This is a genomic window from Actinomyces graevenitzii C83 (assembly GCF_000239695.1).
GTDB classification, from domain to species: Bacteria; Actinomycetota; Actinomycetes; order Actinomycetales; family Actinomycetaceae; genus Actinomyces; species Actinomyces graevenitzii.
On record NZ_JH470338.1, the window covers coordinates 392,125 to 408,891 of the forward strand.

Genomic DNA, 16,767 nt, shown 5'->3' on the forward strand with positions numbered 1-16,767 from the left:
CAACACTACAAGCACCGCATTGAATGTTAAAGCTGCTATGCAGCCCTGAATCTAATAGGAGCAGGTGGATCTGTTGGAACAAGTAAAGCCAGTCGCTAGCCTCACGCAGCAAGAATGGGAAAATCTTTTCGAAGCCAAGCCGCGTGAAGTTTTGGTGCTCATTGCCGGGGGAAGTAGCGGGGCTGCCAAGTCAAACGGTTTTTGGGAAAACATTGTGCATTTCTTGGCCTATGTAGACTGTGAAACCGGAGTGCTACACAACCTACCTGGTCGCATAGTGTATCCAGTGGCTGATGACGAGCCTGATAAGATCTCTTACCTGCATCTTAAACCTGAAACAATTTATCGCTTAAAAGTACGTCCTAGGTTACCTTGGCAGCTAGAAGAATTTATTCCGCAGCTGCACAACCAACTGCTATTTGTAGAAACTTTGGATGAGCAGGCACCTTGTCCGCAGCTAGAAGAGGTACTTACACAGTATCTGCAGCCAGTGGTTTTACAAGATGACGTGCTGGGGGAGCTGGAGTATATTCGCGAATTTGACTTCTTTGAAGGCAGCGTGGACTGGCTAGGGGAGGAGATTGACATTTGCCTTGAGGTAGAGAAAGGCGATGCTGACGGCATAAAGCTGGCGCGCGAAGCAATGGGAACCATGGTCACGAACCAAGACAAGTGGGATGCACAGCTGCGAAGCTTTGCTGCTAAAGAGCTCACTGAGCTAGCACGTGACTGGAGCGAAACCGAGGAAGACGCAGCTAAAATCACTGAGGAAACTTTTGCTAAAAGGATACCCATGGGCTCAATCACCATGGAACCAGATGGTAGTTTCTGCGTGTTCTTTGGCGATGACGACATGTTCTATGGCCACTGCATAACTGCATATGGAAGTTTGAACAAGGGGCTAGAATCGGCCTACATCCAAGGCTGATAAGGTAGAGCCCGGCTAAGGCCACGCAAAACACTTAAGCAGTTAGGTATAAGCATGTTGCATGTAGTTTTCTTTGAGCCACGGATTCCGGGCAACACTGGGGCTGCAATCAGGCTCTCTGCCAACTCTGGCTCTATGCTGCATGTGGTGGATCCGTTGTTCGAAATGGAGGATTCGAAGCTGCGCCGCGCGGGTCTGGACTACCACGACCTTGCTAATACCGTGGTTCACGACAGTTGGGAAGAATGCCTAGAGCAACTACCGGGCCGTATCTTCGCTTTTACGGCTCACACCGAGCTGCTGTACACAGAGGTTGACTACGTCGACGGCGACGCCTTGCTGTTTGGCCCTGAACCCACCGGTTTACCTGACCACATCATGCACCATGAACGGGTGACTGATCTGGTGCGTATCCCGATGGTGGATGGTAATCGTTCGCTAAACCTAGCTAACTCTGCGGCTATCGGTCTGTATGAGGCTTGGCGTCAGCTGGGTTTTGCGGGGGGACACTGAGTGATCTGCTACTAGCGTTGACTAGCTGACGGGTTCGACGTCGTCGCAACCGTCTCACAATGCGATACGCCGTTTCAAGATTCTTAGATTATTTTGCCAGTATGTTCGGCTAATTCCCAGCTTTGTAAGTGAGCATCGTAGATGGTGTCCAGTCTTCCAGGCTTAAGACTCCTGGTGGGCAAGGATGCCGCCGATATTCACTAAGGGGAATTAAATGAAAACTCAACCTCGCGCTCTGCGTGGCGCGCTGGCTGGGGTTTGTGCCTTTACGATGCTGGGCCTGGCCGGGCCGGCGGTTTATGCTGAAGACGCTAAAGCAGATGTTGACAGCGTCTGGATTAACACCGCCATGGCCACGCCCGGTGAGAAAATCAAGATTTGGGCTCAAACTAAGCCAAATGTGGAAGTTAACTTCACGGTTTCTAACCTGGGTGCAACCAAAGCCAAAGCCAAAGACCGCGCCAATAGCAAGGGTATTGCTGTCATTGAATTTACTGTGCCAAGCGCAGACGGCCGTGGCTACCTGGTAGATGCTGAGGCTGGTGGGGGTCACGCCTACACCGGCATTGATGCCTCCAAGAGCTGGACCCGCTACCCGCGTATGGGTTACGTTGGCGATTACAGCTCCTCAGTTTCTAGCCAAGCACAGCTGGGAACCATGGGTGAGCTGGCTCAGAAGTACCACATCAACTCAGTGCAGTTCTATGACTGGATGTGGCGTCACGATGACCCAGTAAAAACCGAAAACGGTCAGGTTGCTGACCAGTGGCAAGACTGGCTGCACCGTCCAGTTGAGAAAAGCGTGGTGCAGGGGTTTATCAAGTCCGCAGATACTAATGGCATAGCCTCCCTGCCTTACTCGATGGCTTACGCAGCTCTCAATGATGACTATGAACAGCACGGCGTGCAAAAAAGCTGGCTGATCAACCGCACCCAGCCCAATGACAAAGGGCAGATGGAAACCAAGCCCTACACCGAAGTCATGTTCATCTACAAAGAAAACGGTGTAGAGAAGTGGCGCTCAGAAGAACACATTGTCGACGTCGGTGATGCTGCTTGGCGCAACCTGATTGTGCCCCGCTTCAATGACCAGATAATTAAATTAGGCTTCAAGGGCACTCACATCGACCAGCTTGGTTCTGGGGCTCAGACCACCTTCACTAACAGTCGCGGTGAGGTCATTGACCTGCCTTGGGGTTTTGCGCAGCTCGTTAACGACACCGCCAAAGCCACTGGCAAGCCGGTAGGTCTTAACGCAGTTGATGGTTTTGGTGCTAGCGAGCTAGCTAAGTCAAACGCTAGCTACCTCTACACCGAACTGTGGGGTGCCCACGAAACTAACGCCCAGGTAAAGCAGTATCTGCAGCAGCAGCGTATTGATTCGCACGGTAAGCCTGCGATTATTGCGGCTTATATGAACAAGGGCGAGAACATCGATGACGGTAAGGGTAAGCAGACCTTTAACACTGCTTCAGTGCAGCTTGCTGATGCCGCTTTTGCCGCTAACGGTGCCACTCACCTGGAACTGGGCCAAAATGGTGACCCGCAGGTAAAGCCTGGTAACTACACCAAGATGCTGGAAGGGCCTTACTTCCCTGACCGCAACCGTTACATGCAGGAAGACCTTAAGTACTGGCTGCCCAGCTACTACAACGTAATTACCGCCTACGAGCAGGTACTTTACGGCCCACAGCTGACTAGCACGGGGCGCACTGTTTCGATTGAGGGCCAGCCCACTTCTACCGACGGCGCCGCTAACACCATTTGGACTAACACCATGCGTAACTCCACCGGTGACGTGCTGCACCTGATTAACCTTAAGGGCGACGACGGCAAGTGGCGTAACGCTACCGGTGCGATTAAGGAGCAAAATAACCTCAAGGTTAAGTACTACGTAGGTCAAGATGGGGTACCTGCCCGCATCAACCTGGTCAGCCCTGACATTAATGGTGGCGCCGCCAAGGACTTGAGCTTCACCAAGGGTACTGACGCCAAGGGCACCTACATTACTTTCACGGTTTCTAGCCTGAAGGTGTGGGACTTTATCTACATGATTAAGGGCAACGGCGAGGGGGCTAACACTCGCGTAGTTAACGCCAACTCTGGCCTGTGCATGAACGTGCGTGACGGCAAGCTGGCTAATGGAACCCAGGTAGAGCAGGTCAACTGCGACGCTAATTCCTACAGCCAGAACTTCCAGTATGTTGACGGTCAGCTGCGTTTGGCTGGCAAGAACCTGTGCGTGGATATTAAGGAACACCGTAACGTTGACGGAGCCGGTATCCACACCTGGGAGTGCAACAGTGCTTTGAAGTCACAAAAGTGGGAGTACACCTCTGCAGGTCAATACCGTAACCCTGAAACCGGTAAGTGTCTGGGTGTAAGTGGTGACTCCAAGCAAACCGGAGCGCCAGTACACCTGTGGACTTGCCACAGTGGCGCCTCGCAGCGTTGGACTAACCCCAACTAATAGCCACAACTAGCAAACCACGGGGCCCCTAGACAATGTCTAGGGGCCCTACGGTTTTTGCAGGAATCATGTAGTTTACATGGTAGCTAGGACCTAAATCCTAGATTGCTGTAGATTCTCAGTAGCAACGTGTACTAACTTTGACTTACGAGCCCAGCTTGTTTTTAGGCGACGGCCTTGCTGAAACAAGCACAGGCCTGAATCCAGTTCTGTATGTTTAAGACGGGTGAGGATGATTCATAGACAAGGAAACGAATCAGTGTCAGAGCTTAATATTTTGCCTTTGAAAGCCCTGTCTATAGAGACTTTGTATAAGCGTTACAAACGATTAACTCAGAGTCTACCAAGGTGTATGCGTTGGTTTGCCTTAGTGTTCGCCCCAGCAGGTATCAGCCTTATCGTTTTTAGTGCTGGTCTATTAAACATGGCTGGGGCCTTGGTAGTCACGGCAGGTATAGATCATGTGACAGCTACTAGGGAAGGCGTCTCCTATGTAACTTGGTTACTGATCTTAGCTTTCTTAGTTGAATCCCTGAGCTGTTGGGTCAAAGACCGTTACGAAATGCTGCTTACGGTAGTAGTGCGGCAGTTAACCTATCGTCGTTTCCGACAGTTGTTTCAAACTTCAGCTTCTACAGCCGAAGCTTGCGAGCATGTTCTAACCTATCCCGGACAGATCAGCCAGTTTGCCTACGTTGTAGATTTTGCTGTTTCAACGATTCAAATCATTATCTTTGTTATCGCTTCATTTGTGCTTTACGGGGCAAACGGTGTCATTGCCACGCTGCTTATCGTTGCCTTGGTAATCGTCAGTCTCCGACTTATCAACCTAATTGGTCGCCTATGGGAACAATACGTTGGCTTTGAAGGAGAGCGCAGACGCTGGATTCAGAAGGTAGCTGACTCATTACCCAGAGGACGCTATATCCCCAGTTGGGGCGCAGCGCTAGACAAGATTTCTAGCATCAGGAGTAGCGAAGAAAAACTCTTACACGCAAGAGTGCGCCTGCAGGTTCTAAACGGTTTTCTTGAAAAAGGCGCGCTAACCACCATGCTTGCCTTGGTGGCAATAGTGGCTGCTTGGCTCTGGCCGAACGCTGGTTTTGGGTTGGGAATTATCCTGGCAGCTCGCTACTTGTACGCAGCGGTACAAAACAACGTCGTTAACTATCGAGTGATCCGTCTAGCCCTGCCGATGATGCGTGAACTTGATAAGTTAGAGAAAAGCTCTCAAAAAGACCAGACTTCACTTGAGGCTCTAGGTGCCTGTGAGGTTATCCCAGCTGATTCTAAACGAGCCAATAAGTTACGCGAATACGTGAGCGTGACAGGCTCTGCGTTTGTTCCACGTAACCCGGAGCTATCACAGGCAATTTTATCTGCCTGGCATACTGGCGCTTCGCCGCGTCAAGTGTCATTGTTTGCTGAACTGGCTGAGGCTATGGGACTTAACCAAGAGGTGGTCTCACGGTTGTGGCGGGACGTGAAAACCCTTTCGTCAGGGGAAAGACACCGGGCTGCGGTAGCTATTGTCTTGGCTGATGAGCCTAACTGGCTAATTTTGGATGACACATTCGCAGCTCTAGACCCAGCGATGCGAGAAATCGTTGCTAAAAAAATCTTAGCCAGTGTGCCAAACTGCACGCTTTTAGCGAGCTCTGAAGAGTATGTTCCAGACGCATTAGCTAATCGACTGTCCCTAACACATCGCGAGCTGTCACTTGGTCAGTTACATGCTGAGCAGCTAGCAAGCCAAGAACTGGAAAGTGTGGAGGAAGTAGTCGACCTGCCTGATCCTCAGACAGAAAAGGCAACATTCCAGCGAACAGTAAAGCTTTTGTTTGGGCCGCATATTGTCTGGGTAGGGTTAGGTGCGTTGCTGCTTAGCGGGTCCACGGTTGCTTTTGCGCTTACGGTAGCTCAAAACAATCTGCACTCTGAGATTGTGGGAGTTTCACTAGGTTGCATACTGGCCGCAGTGCTTGGTTCTATCATCTTTTTTGGGGCACTTTATCGAGCGCCAATTACTAGATTGACTGCGCTACATGAGCGGCTTGTCTATAGGCTTGACCAATTCGCGTCTCCTAGAACTAGTGGTGCGGTTGTGGGGAGGCTAGGGGAAGATTTCTCTGATTTACAAATGTCTGTGCCTGGCGCTGTGGGGTCAGTATTTTTAGTTTGGGTGCAGTCTGCTCTGCTTATTGCTGGTGCTGTGGCCGGCGCGCCCCTCTTCATAGTTGTAGTTTGTGCGGTAGCTCCACTTGCTTGGCTTGTTGGGCGTCAGGGTTCTAAATGGATTCTTCCGGCGTCGACGGCGTGTGCTAACGCGCGCGGGGAATTTATTGGGGTGGTTGGTGCGCAGGCTAGCGCCCATACTGCGCCGGTTAGTGTTGGTCTGCGTCAAGCAGGAGAGCGTGCCTATGTTGATTTGGAAACCAGCTATGTTGCTAGCTCTATTCAGTTAGCTGATGCCTACGCGCTTCGTAGCGGACTTATTCAATTGCTTGTATTGACTTTGAAAATCTCTGCGGTTCTTCTAGTTTCACTGAGCGGTGGAGCTAGCGTATTGATAGCTCCTGCGGCCGTGATTTATTTTGCGTTGACCTTGTCATCTGGCTTGCAGTCTGTGGTGGAGACATTACAGGAAGTGGGAGTGGTCAGTTTGACGGCTGAGCGTGTGAGGATGCTTGAAGAATTTCAAACAAAACGTTCCCAGGTTCGGGTCCGTCATGCTGAGTTGGAACAGTTGAAGAGTCTTATTGATTCAGGTTGTTCTTTAATCGCTTTGATTGGGCCAACTGGTGCTGGAAAATCTGTCATGCTTGATGTCCTTTACCGTAACTATGGCGAGGATAAAGTTACGGTTATCCCTGAGGTAGATCCGTTAGCTGTTGAAGTATCTGACTTAAGCGGGTTAGAGCTTGCGCGTTCTGTGCTAGAAGATGGTGCCTGGCAGCTTGTTTTACTTGACGAGACTTTGAAGGGGCTTAACCCTGTTGAAGAACGTAGTGAGATAGAGTCAATGAAGCAGGTTTTAGACCGTACTGGTAAGCAAGCTGTGGTTGTACTCCACTCACGTTCTAACCTTGATTGTTTCGAGACAGTAGTGAACATTGGGGAGTGAACTAGGTTTTAGCTGAATACGTTGTAAAAGGTGAGTCCCTAGACATCGTCCAGGGACTCACCTTGTTTTTAGGCTAAGGCCTGGTTAGGCCTTGATTTCATAGGTAACGGTCAGCTCGGCTCGCGCCAAGGTATGTGACAGCGCGTGGAAAGCCACAGCTGCGATTGAAGTGTCACCATCAAGTTCCAGTGTGGGCACATCCAAGGCATAGACCGTGAAGATATAGCGGTGCGGGCCATCTCCGGCAGGTGGGTAAGGGCCATAGTAGGCCCAGGTGCCCGAGTCGTTACGGGCGTGGAAGCAAGCACCTTCCAAGAAAAGATCGCTGCGGCCCACATTTTGCGCCAAATATGGAGTGGCGACGTCGATATCAAGCACCACCCAGTGCCACCAACCTGAAGGTGTGGGTGCGTCAGGGTCAAAGCAGGTCACTACAAAAGACTGGGTCTGCTCGGGGTAACCATGCCACGCCAAGGCGGGGGAGATATTCTCATGCGGGGCAGCAAACTTATCTGCTAGAGGTTTGCCATCTTCCATGTCCTGGCTAGTGATAGTGAAAGTAGCCGGAACTTTAGGTAGTAAATCGTATGGGTAGGGGGCTCGAGGGCGAGTTAAATCCATGTTCTCTCCTGGTTGAGTCTGGAGGTAAGCCGGAGGAAATCGGTTTCAGTTTTTAGGCAGGTCAGAGGGGCGGATATGTAGATCCTCAATAGTGGCATCAAGCGGCATATCTACAGCCAGGCGGATAGCTTTAGCCACCGAGGCAGCCTGCATATGGTCGGCGGCGCAGTAATCCCTGCCCTTGCCAGACCCGGCGGTTACCCCTAAGTTGTGTAGGCGCTGCTGCATAGCAGTGTCGGTGCGACCAGGGTAAATAGTGGTGACGCGGATATGACCACGCTCTTCTTCGCGCAGTGCATCAGCTAGCGCCCGCAGACCATGCTTGGCGGCGCAATATAGACCTTGACCAGGCCATACGCGTGTGCCCGCACCAGAATTTAGCATCACCACTAAACCGTGAGCTTCACGCAAAGCTGGCAGCAGCAGGGTGGTTAGCTGAGCTGGGGCCACCAGATCCAAATCCAGTACCTGGCGCCACTGCGAAACGCTGAGCTCTTCGAGCCTTCCAGCAGCTTCCACCCCGGCACTGTTAACCAGTACGTCCAGGCGCTTAAGACCTAGCTCGCTTACAGCCTTAGCTACTGCCTCGGCGTCGCTAAGATCCACAGAAACTGCCTGGGCGCTGGGTAGTGAAGCCACCAAATCGTCTAGGCGCTGACGGTTCCTGGCTAGCGCAATAATATGGTGATCGGCTGCTAGTGCCTGGACAGTGGCTAGGCCAATGCCGCTGGTGGCGCCGGTGATCAGGGCGATTGGAAGAGTGCTCATGTCGTAGAGTTTTTCTGGAACGGGTTTACTACTAGCGCGGCCCAGGGGGCTAGTAACTGCACCAACATAATTATCAGTGCGGCCACCAGCCAACCACCTAACAGATCTGTGGGCCAGTGATAACCCAAGTATATGCGGCTATAGGCAACCGCTAAAGCCACCATCCAAGGTAATACGTAAAGAACTGACAAAGCTACTTTGCCAAGCGGGGTTTGCCAGCGTTTAGGCCAAAAAGTAGCGATCAAGAAACTTAGCAAGGCTGCAAACACTAAGCTGCACAGGGTGTGTCCAGAAGGAAAAGACATGCTGTGCTCAGGTACCCCCAACAGCTGAGCGCGCGGCGGTCGTTCGCGCCCCACCAGTGCTTTCAAACTCATATTCACACCCGAGGAAACCGCCATAGTGGCACTAATTAAAATAGCCATGCGCCACTGCTTGGCAGCCAGCAGGGCCAGGCAGATCAAAATCGTGGCCACAGTCAAAGTAAGCGTATTACCCAAGACGGTGATAGCTGTGTAGACACGTGTAGCGGTGTGGGTGCGTGAAGCCAAAGCCCAGTTGCGTACGGAATAATCCAATTTAGATAGGTAACCAACCAAAACCAGAGTTATCAGAGCTAGACAGGCTACTAGCGGTGTGGTGATAACCGAATTGCAACTAGGGCGTATCATTTGTTAACCTTCTAAGGGTGGGGGATGAAGGTGCACTTAGGGGGTGCGCCATAAGTTTAGGGCACAAAATCTCTAGTTTTTCCACTTTTGCCAGTTAAGGGTCCAAATTCCCGACATTTGCCAAGCTAGTGCAATACAATCGCAAGTATGTTTAAGCCTATTGCAACTGCATCAGTAATGGCGCTGATCTGCGCATCTGTCTTAACTGGTTGCAGCTCAGGAACCCCTAAGGCCGGAACCATTAACACACAGCCAGCCTCCGATGGCTGCGCTGCCATGGATAAGGTGTACGTCAGCGCCCTTAAAGAATCTAGTACCGGTAAGACTTTTAGCTCACTGCCTAAGGATGCTTCCCCAGAAGTTAAACAAGCCTCCTGGCAAGCCTTCACGGTTACTTTAAATACGGATTATCGCGCGAAGTTTACTAAAGCTGCAGCTAAAGACAAGACTGCCCAAGCCGCCCTGGGGGCGCTGGGTACCTACGCGACACTTTCTGCCCAAATTAGCGACGGCAAGCTAAGCGAGTTCGCTAACCCCACCCAAGCTGAGGCAGATCTAAAGATTGGTCGCACCCCCACCCCTAACCCCACCTATGTGCAGGCGGTTAATAAGCTGGCCGATGCTGGCGCAACCCTAGCTAAATGCATGCCGCACTGGCCAGTAGCCTTCTAGACGCTGTCAGGTGTCTGGTTTTCAGAGGCTGGCTTTCCAGTCAGCACCAGGCTGAAGTTTCTGGATTACCAGCTTTGCGTGACTGGTAGCCTTCTAGACGGACTTGGGCTTTAGATAGCACCAATCCCTAAGGTCACTAACTAGCAGGCTCACTAACTAGTTAGTCCCAGCCACAAAAAATCGCCCGCCTAAGTCACGAAACTAGGCGGGCGACGTCGTCGTAAACAATACGACTAAAGGTGCTGTTTACGGGAAGGGACGCACCACCTGGCTGGCAATATTGCCCCAACCATAAGAGACCGTAATGTGCTCAATGCGGGCGGGCCTACCCATCCAGTCGGTGTGAATTACCTGGTCGTCACCGAGATAGATAGCTACGTGGGTAACCACTCCGTCGGTGGTGTAGAAAATCAGGTCACCGCGTTGGCGTGCAGACAGCGGCACATGCTGGAAATTAGAGTATTTGTAAAGTTCCTGCGAAGTACGGTAGCTAGGCCAACCATGCTTGACCACATTGATCGGCTGCGGATCCATACCAGCGTGGTAAAGCGCCTGCAAAGTAAGGCCCGAGCAGTCATAACCCAAACCGTAAGGACCAGCCCCGCCCCAAGTGTAGGAAGAACCGCGCTGGTTGTAGGCGTAGCCGATCATGGCCTCAATGCGCTCTGAACGCGTGGCGGAAATAGACACCGGGGCGGCCTGATACTGGTCTACATACCAGCTGTAACCGGTTTGCATAGCGTCCCAAGTGGTCTTATCAACAACACCGGTCTGGCTTAACCCCATGCGGCGCTGGAAAGAACGCACCGCAGTTTGGAACGCTCCATCAACACTGGCCAGTTTAGTGGAGTACCACAAACCCAAACGCTGCTGCACAATGCGCACCTTCACCCCATTCATGCCATAGGTGAGGGTATTAGTTTGACTGCCAAGTGAAGTGATCGACTGGCTGGGCTGGAGGTAACCGCCGGGGGCGGTGTAACCAATCCACTTACCCGAAGGCAAGAAGCGGTAAGTTGTACCGTTAATTACCGTGTTGCCGGTGACGTAGTTGCCGGTGGCCGGGTTGAAGTAGTACCAGTCTGAGCCGTCTTTAACCCAGCCTGAAGTTACCCGGGCGCCGTCGCTACCATACAAATGCCAGGTGCCGCCCACCTTAAGCCAGCCAACATAGGCCGCGCCTGAGGACTGCATGAAATATTCTTTGCCGCCCACCTTGAGCGGGCCCACATGCATCACGGTGGTGGAGGGGTCTAGGTAGTACCACTTACCGCCATCCTTGAGCCAGCCAAGCACTGCGGCGCCAGTGGACTTGTCGTAGTAGTGCCACACACCGTTGTGCTTGGTCCAGCCGGTGGCCATATCCCCGGTTAGGCCGTAGAAGTAGTAGTACTTGCCCGAGAGGTTAATTTGTCCCTGGAGCATAACCCCGGTGGCAGGGTCTAGGTAGTAGCGGCGGCCGCTGACAGTGATCCAGCCGGTTACTCGAGCGCCAGAGCCGGAGAGGAAATACCAGTCTTTGTCTAGCTTCAGCCAGCCGCTGGCTAGGTAGCCGTCAGCTTTGAAGTAGTAGACGGTGCCTTGAACGCGCAGCCACTGGGATTTGGGCCAAGTCCCGTCAGAGTTGCGCCACCACCAGCCCTTGGGATCCTTTAGCCAGTAACCTTTGGGGTCGGCGTCAGGGATATTCGGTAGGTCTGTGCGCGGCGGGGTAATCGCAGCTGAGCCAGGTGACTTAGTGGCCGAGCCTGTAGGGGTAGCCGAGGCAGCTGGGGCGCTTGGCTTAGCGCCAGGTTGCTGGCCGGGGTTAGGTTGTGGGTCAGCTGGCTGAGATGGATCAGCCGGTTTGCCAGGAGATGGGTTGCCAGGAGATGGGTTGCCGGGGGAGGGCTGAGCGGGGTTAGGCTGGCCTGGGCTAGGTTGGCCTGGGTTAGGTTGGCCGGGGGCGGCACTTTCCGAAGGGGCCGGAGCCACTGGCTGTGAGGGAGAAGCCCCTGGAGTGGTGGGCTCAGCCGAGGGCGTGGCTCCCGACGACGGCTGGCTGGTCTCTTGGCCTGGCGCTGGAGCTAGAGGCTGCTGCGCCGTAGTACCTACGTTAGCGGCCTGAGCTGGGGCGGTAGAGACAGTTGTTAAACCGCCTGCCGCGCCCATAGACAAGGCCAGGCTTAACGCGATGCACCAGCGACGATGCCGGTAAAAGTCTGACTTCATGGTGATTCCTGTGGAGTATGGAATTAGTGAGCTTGGAGCTGCAACTACATTGTGGTTCTGGACGATGGTGGATACCTACATAGTATGCCCAAACTAAAATTTGTGTGACAGCTTGGCACAGATACAGGCAAAATCGTCCCTTCCCTATAAAAATACAGCGGAAAATCATGTGCAACGGACGATTTTGTATGTAAATAACCGGGTAAAAATTTGACTGGTCAAATACTGGACAATTTAGGTCGAATGTTGGGAAATTGGTCAGGCAGATTCCTTAGGGAAGTAGGGGAGAGTGAGCTTTGTCTAGAGAAGTGTAGGCAAAATGCGAAGGAAGTGCGGGAAAGCGTAGGAAAGCGTAGGGAAGCGTAGGGAAGCGCAGGGGAGTGCGGGAAAGGGCGGGGAAATGGGGAGAAGCAGGGCGCAAGCTTTTGTTTAGACAAGTGGGCATAAGCTGCAGCCTTGCCGCGACATATGACTATTAAATCCTTAGGAACTGGGGGAGTGCGCAAGCAGAGGAGCCATAGAGGTTGGTTCTTGCCGATGCTCGACTTTTGCTGGTGTGTCTGGCGTTAATCAGTATTGGCTTTATTGGGGCGGTTACCTGCCAGCCAACGCCGGTTACTGGCAGTAGGGGCCGACGGCGTCGTCGTAGTTAGCTGCGAAAGTTTCAGGAGAGTGGGGGTGTAAGTACTGCAACCGTTACAAATACTGAAAAATCGTCCGTTGCCTATAAAACCCCACGGAAAAATTATAGGCGACGGACGATTTTGCCTGTATTTGACTATTCGATAGCTTCTAAATCTTCAGCAACTTTTTGATTTAGCTTAGCTATATCCTCATCATCCAATGGTGTGTCACGCACATGCAGCTCAGAATATACCGCCCATGCCACACTGACCAGGGGCACAGCAATTACCGCACCCAGCAAACCGGCGGAGAATGAGCCGGCAGCCACTGCAATACCTACTACCACCGGGTGCAAGGAAACCTGCTTGCCCATAATTAGCGGCTGCAAAATGTGCCCCTCAAACTGACCGATTGCGGCCACACCAATACCCACCAGCAAGAACTTGCCGATACCGCCAGAAGCCAAGCCCACCAGCATGGCCACAAACATGGCAATTGGCGCACCCACCATCGGAATAAAAGCACCCATAAACACCAGCACACCCAGGGGAGCGGCCAAAGGCACCGCAATCATTTGCAAAAAGATTGCAGCAAAAATTCCATCAGTTAATGCCACCATCATGGTTCCACGCACATAACCGGAGAAAGTGAACCAGCCGGCGCTAGCGGCGCGGTGAGTACGGTAACGACGCTCTTCGGGTAATTCATTTAAGAACCAACGCCACATGTTTTTACCCGAACCCAGGAAAAAGATTGCCGTAAACAATGCCAAAGCCAACACAGCCATAACCTCACCCAGTGCAGAAGCATTAGATAATAGCTGTTCGGCCAGGGAAGGCGCGTTAGAACGCAAATATGCCTGCCCCCTATCCAGGGCCGCATTTACCTGCATATTCAAGTCATGCTGAGAAATATGGAAAGGTAAAGGACCGTGCTCAAGAAAGTCCACAATCGTGTGCGCACCATTAGTAAATTGCTGCGCTAGGGAATCCCATTGGCCCGTTACAGAGGTAATCACATAAGTGAACATGGCACCTACAATGCCCAACACCGTCAATAATCCTAAGAATGTGGCAGGATAGCGCGGCAGCACCTTGTTATAAAGCTTAACAATGGGGTGCAAAATAGCGGTAATAACTAGCGCTAAAAAGACACCAATAAAAACCGGGACAATCTTTGAGGTGGCAAAAATAATCACCCACACGATTGCCAATACGCCCAAAATAAGCCAGGAACTAAGCCCTGCGCGTACCAGCCATTCAGGCAAGAGAGCTAGGCCGCTTTGTTTCTCTGTTTGTGCCGGCTTGGCCAGCACATACGTGGTAGGGATCGGTGGCATCTGTGGCTCGTTTTGACGCGAGTCCATAAAACGCCGATGCTGCTCGCGGGCCTTGCGTATGGCCCCAGCCGTGTTAGTCACCCAACGATGCTGGGTGAGAATTGGTTTTTGCGGTTGTGTTTCTTTGTGCTCAGAGTTCTCAGCCATGCCAGCCTCTAGTTGCTAATAAATCTTGGCGGTTCGTTTGCTGAAACTGCCCCTTAACAGCCCCAATCTTACTAACGTGGTAGGTATGAGTTTGTTTAACCCTACCGGTCAAATTAGTCACGCAGTCTCGCTACCCTCGTGCGTAGCCTTAACCCCTGGTCGCGGCGGTTTGGAACGCCTACTGATCGACGCCCCCGCAGGATACGCAGAAATCTACCTGTTTGGTGCGCACATCACCTCATGGGTGCCGCGCGGTGGTAAGGAAGTCCTGTTCACTTCAAGCCGCGCTGTCTTTAACGGCCAAAAGGCTATTCGCGGTGGTATCCCGCTGTGCCTGCCTTGGTTCGGGGTGGGGGCTTTACACCAAGCTCCGCCCGCACATGGTTGGGCCCGTAACAGCGTGTGGCAGCTACGCAGTGTAGTGACCACTGACGAGGGCGGTGTGCGCGTAACTCTAAGCTTGGAAAAGAACGGTTTTTACGCCCTATATGAGGTAACTGTGGGCGAGAAACTGGAGCTGAACCTGTCACTGCGCAATGTGCAAAGCGAACCGGTCGTCGGCGAGCTTACCTTCCACACCTACCTGCGCCTATATGACCTGACCGCAACGGATCTTAGCGGCCTGGCTGGAGGCGAGTACATCGATAACGAGCCTGGCGCCACCCGTGCTAAGCAGGAACATGAGCTGAAAGTTGCCGGCTCTTGCGACCGTATTTTCACCACCGGCGAGGCAGGCAATGTGGTGCGCGTGCGCGATAGTGGCAACCGTCGCACCATTGTGGTTACCAAGCACGACGCCCCCAACACTGTGGTGTGGAATCCTGGTCCGCGTGGCGCTGCTGAATTTTCTGACATGGCTCCCGACGAGTGGGTGCAGTTCCTGTGCGTAGAGCCTGGCCGCATTCGCGAAAACGCCGCCAAGCTTGAGCCAGGGGAGAGCTTTAGCATTTCTATGACGCTCTCGGTTGAGTGAGTCTGTAGCTAGAGCAAGGTAGCTAGGGTGAGCTTGCAGCTCAGGTGAGTCTACGGCTGGCGTGAGTTTGTGGCGGTTTCGCCGAGGCCAGCGTTTACCTGAGCTGTAAGTAGGTCTGTAGCTTGCGCGAGTTTACGACTCAGGCAAGTTTGTATCTCGTGCTAGGTTAAAGGCGCTTTTAGCGGGTACTTTGTGGCGGCAGCTTTAGTTGCACGGTTTTGGGCTTTAGCGTGTGGGGCTCTTTGAGAGACGACGGCGCCCTAGCTGCGTGCGGGTACGTTTGCGGTTTTGTTATGGCCGCACCCCTGATTGGCATGGTCCCATAGCTGCCCCAAAAACTGTAGCTGTGGCGTGAACCATAGCTAGCTAGTTGGTGCTAGCCATCTGAACGTGATACATTTTCACGAGTCGATCGCATTAAATGCGAATGGCAGCACCAAGTCCGAGTGGCGGAATCGGTAGACGCGCTAGCTTGAGGTGCTAGTGCCTAATTTAAACGGGCGTAGGGGTTCAAGTCCCCTCTCGGACACCACCAAAGACTCTCTGGTTTCAGAGAGTCTTTTTTCATACACATACAGGCAGGCACCTACAGGCAAAGGTAAATACAGGCAAAATCGTCCCTTCCCTATGATTTTTTCATGGGGTTTTATAGGCAACGGACGAAAACCCCGTATCTGTAAACCTCTTCCCTGTCCTACCCCCTACCTGCCCAGTCCCTTATCTGCCAGGCCTTGCCACATGCTTAGCCGTAAGTTAGCCGTCAGCATTGCCAGCCTGGTGCGGTCTGTCCTAGGGGCAGCCTCTTGTTTTGCGGCCGTTTAGAGTAACGACGACGGCGGTGCACCCCCTGCCTAACTATGGCACCTGGATTTATGTTAGGCGGGAGTCAACACCACCGTCGCCGTAGCTTAAATTTACCTAGTTTGAAGCTCTTTTACAGCTACTAGGTCAAACTTATGGAGTGGTTCCGTAAGAGTCAGCGATGTAGAGGTTGAAGGGGCTGGATGTTTCGGTGGTGGTGACTGTGCCGTTGACTTGGTGCCATTGGGCCTGTCCAGCTATGCGCCACCGGGCCGTCCAGGAAGTACGTAACCTAATCACGTATCCGTTACCGGTTACTTCGTAGGGGTGGCTGACCGTGTAGTTAGGGTATGGGGTGCCCGGATCAGTAGTCTCAAAGGACTGGCCGTCTCCCCAATCCCAGTTAAAAGACACAGGGGTCGCCTCAACCTCAACAGGGGTACCCAACAGGGTGATGTTGAAGGTTTGCTTATCAGGGCTGGTCCACACCATCATGGGTTGCTTGAAAATAACGAAAACCTCGCCGCTGGGGTAACGGTTAATCCCAGAACCATGCGGGATGAGCCGGGCTACTTGCTCATTACTGACCGTGGTAGGCCCAGCAGTCAGTGGCGCGCCAGTGTTGACTTGGGCAGCGCATTCCTGGGGAGGTCCTGGGGCCATCCCCATTGTCATGAGTACTTCTACCTGTGGCAGTATGCATTTTTGGGCGTATTCTTCAGCGGCTCGTTTAGCCGCTTCAGGGTCTACCGGCCCGGCCGGCTCAGCCACAGACGAAAAACCACCAGGAGTGCTGCTGTTTTCGTTGCCATGAATAATCCACCCTTGATCATTATTAGTAACATCTGTCGAGGCAAAAGTCGCTGGAATGCAGAGTGCAGTAGTTAAGCATCCCGTAATTGTTG

The 16,767-nt window shown here is 52.7% G+C and carries 12 protein-coding genes and 1 tRNA gene; 7 read left to right on the forward strand and 6 right to left on the reverse strand.

Going from position 1 to position 16,767, the window contains the following annotated elements; translation table 11 throughout:
* Window positions 1–64 precede the first annotated feature (64 nt).
* The 4 genes from HMPREF0045_RS01790 to HMPREF0045_RS01805 all read left to right on the forward strand — a co-directional run bounded on the left by HMPREF0045_RS01790 (window position 65) and on the right by HMPREF0045_RS01805 (window position 7,035).
* Window positions 65–928, forward strand: coding sequence for a DUF2262 domain-containing protein (locus HMPREF0045_RS01790; RefSeq protein WP_005984928.1), 864 nt, complete (start codon window positions 65–67; stop codon window positions 926–928).
* Between the two features lie 54 nt (window positions 929–982).
* Entirely contained in the window at window positions 983–1,441 is a 459-nt protein-coding gene (locus tag HMPREF0045_RS01795) for a tRNA (cytidine(34)-2'-O)-methyltransferase (protein ID WP_005984931.1), read from the forward strand.
* A 214-nt stretch (window positions 1,442–1,655) separates the two neighbouring features.
* Window positions 1,656–3,911, forward strand: coding sequence for a glycoside hydrolase family 66 protein (locus HMPREF0045_RS01800; protein WP_005984933.1), 2,256 nt, complete (start codon window positions 1,656–1,658; stop codon window positions 3,909–3,911).
* A gap of 259 nt (window positions 3,912–4,170) precedes the next feature.
* On the forward strand, window positions 4,171–7,035 hold the full coding sequence (locus HMPREF0045_RS01805; protein WP_005984935.1) for a hypothetical protein: 2,865 nt from the start codon (window positions 4,171–4,173) through the stop codon (window positions 7,033–7,035).
* 84 nt (window positions 7,036–7,119) lie between these two features.
* On the opposite strand, the gene HMPREF0045_RS01810 is transcribed toward HMPREF0045_RS01805, so the two are convergent.
* From HMPREF0045_RS01810 to HMPREF0045_RS01820, 3 genes are read right to left on the reverse strand one after another with little or no spacing between them, the layout of a single operon-like run.
* Window positions 7,120–7,656, reverse strand: coding sequence for a YbhB/YbcL family Raf kinase inhibitor-like protein (locus tag HMPREF0045_RS01810; RefSeq protein ID WP_005984937.1), 537 nt, complete (start codon window positions 7,654–7,656; stop codon window positions 7,120–7,122).
* Window positions 7,657–7,701: 45 nt separating this feature from the next.
* Window positions 7,702–8,424 carry an SDR family oxidoreductase gene (locus HMPREF0045_RS01815; protein ID WP_005984939.1) on the reverse strand — a complete coding sequence of 241 codons (723 nt, stop codon included), beginning with the start codon at window positions 8,422–8,424 and terminating at the stop codon, window positions 7,702–7,704.
* The gene (locus HMPREF0045_RS01820) at window positions 8,421–9,002 is read right to left on the reverse strand and encodes a phosphatase PAP2 family protein (protein ID WP_180962951.1); all 582 of its coding nucleotides are present in this window, start codon (window positions 9,000–9,002) and stop codon (window positions 8,421–8,423) included. The genes HMPREF0045_RS01815 and HMPREF0045_RS01820 overlap by 4 nt, the downstream gene beginning before the upstream one ends.
* A 240-nt stretch (window positions 9,003–9,242) precedes the next feature.
* On the opposite strand from HMPREF0045_RS01820, the gene HMPREF0045_RS01825 reads away from it, so the two are divergent.
* The gene (locus tag HMPREF0045_RS01825) at window positions 9,243–9,767 is read left to right on the forward strand and encodes a hypothetical protein (RefSeq protein ID WP_040315645.1); all 525 of its coding nucleotides are present in this window, start codon (window positions 9,243–9,245) and stop codon (window positions 9,765–9,767) included.
* A 246-nt stretch (window positions 9,768–10,013) separates the two neighbouring features.
* Here HMPREF0045_RS01825 and HMPREF0045_RS01830 read toward each other — a convergent pair whose 3' ends face one another.
* Together HMPREF0045_RS01830 and HMPREF0045_RS01835 are read right to left on the reverse strand one after the other, a co-directional pair.
* On the reverse strand, window positions 10,014–11,978 hold the full coding sequence (locus HMPREF0045_RS01830; protein WP_005984945.1) for an NlpC/P60 family protein: 1,965 nt from the start codon (window positions 11,976–11,978) through the stop codon (window positions 10,014–10,016).
* Window positions 11,979–12,756: 778 nt separating this feature from the next.
* The gene (locus HMPREF0045_RS01835) at window positions 12,757–14,088 is read right to left on the reverse strand and encodes an AI-2E family transporter (RefSeq protein WP_005984947.1); all 1,332 of its coding nucleotides are present in this window, start codon (window positions 14,086–14,088) and stop codon (window positions 12,757–12,759) included.
* 85 nt (window positions 14,089–14,173) lie between these two features.
* Between HMPREF0045_RS01835 and HMPREF0045_RS01840 the strand changes: the two genes are divergently transcribed.
* Both HMPREF0045_RS01840 and HMPREF0045_RS01845 read left to right on the forward strand, forming a co-directional pair.
* On the forward strand, window positions 14,174–15,061 hold the full coding sequence (locus HMPREF0045_RS01840; RefSeq protein ID WP_040315884.1) for a D-hexose-6-phosphate mutarotase: 888 nt from the start codon (window positions 14,174–14,176) through the stop codon (window positions 15,059–15,061).
* 440 nt (window positions 15,062–15,501) lie between these two features.
* Window positions 15,502–15,593, forward strand: a tRNA-Leu gene (locus HMPREF0045_RS01845).
* A 422-nt stretch (window positions 15,594–16,015) separates the two neighbouring features.
* Here the strand turns inward: HMPREF0045_RS01845 and HMPREF0045_RS10875 are convergent.
* Window positions 16,016–16,633 carry a hypothetical protein gene (locus HMPREF0045_RS10875; protein WP_050807413.1) on the reverse strand — a complete coding sequence of 206 codons (618 nt, stop codon included), beginning with the start codon at window positions 16,631–16,633 and terminating at the stop codon, window positions 16,016–16,018.
* Window positions 16,634–16,767: the final 134 nt, after the last annotated feature.

Excerpts from the sequence above, each read along its gene's own strand:
- HMPREF0045_RS01795 (WP_005984931.1), top strand. The coding sequence starts at position 983 with ATGTTGCATGTAGTTTTCTTTGAGCCACGGATTCCGGGCAACACTGGG.
- HMPREF0045_RS01800 (WP_005984933.1), top strand. The coding sequence starts at position 1,656 with ATGAAAACTCAACCTCGCGCTCTGCGTGGCGCGCTGGCTGGGGTTTGT.
- HMPREF0045_RS01810 (WP_005984937.1), bottom strand. The coding sequence starts at position 7,656 with ATGGATTTAACTCGCCCTCGAGCCCCCTACCCATACGATTTACTACCT.
- HMPREF0045_RS01815 (WP_005984939.1), bottom strand. The coding sequence starts at position 8,424 with ATGAGCACTCTTCCAATCGCCCTGATCACCGGCGCCACCAGCGGCATT.
- HMPREF0045_RS01825 (WP_040315645.1), top strand. The coding sequence starts at position 9,243 with ATGTTTAAGCCTATTGCAACTGCATCAGTAATGGCGCTGATCTGCGCA.
- HMPREF0045_RS01830 (WP_005984945.1), bottom strand. The coding sequence starts at position 11,978 with ATGAAGTCAGACTTTTACCGGCATCGTCGCTGGTGCATCGCGTTAAGC.
- HMPREF0045_RS01835 (WP_005984947.1), bottom strand. The coding sequence starts at position 14,088 with ATGGCTGAGAACTCTGAGCACAAAGAAACACAACCGCAAAAACCAATT.
- HMPREF0045_RS01840 (WP_040315884.1), top strand. The coding sequence starts at position 14,174 with ATGAGTTTGTTTAACCCTACCGGTCAAATTAGTCACGCAGTCTCGCTA.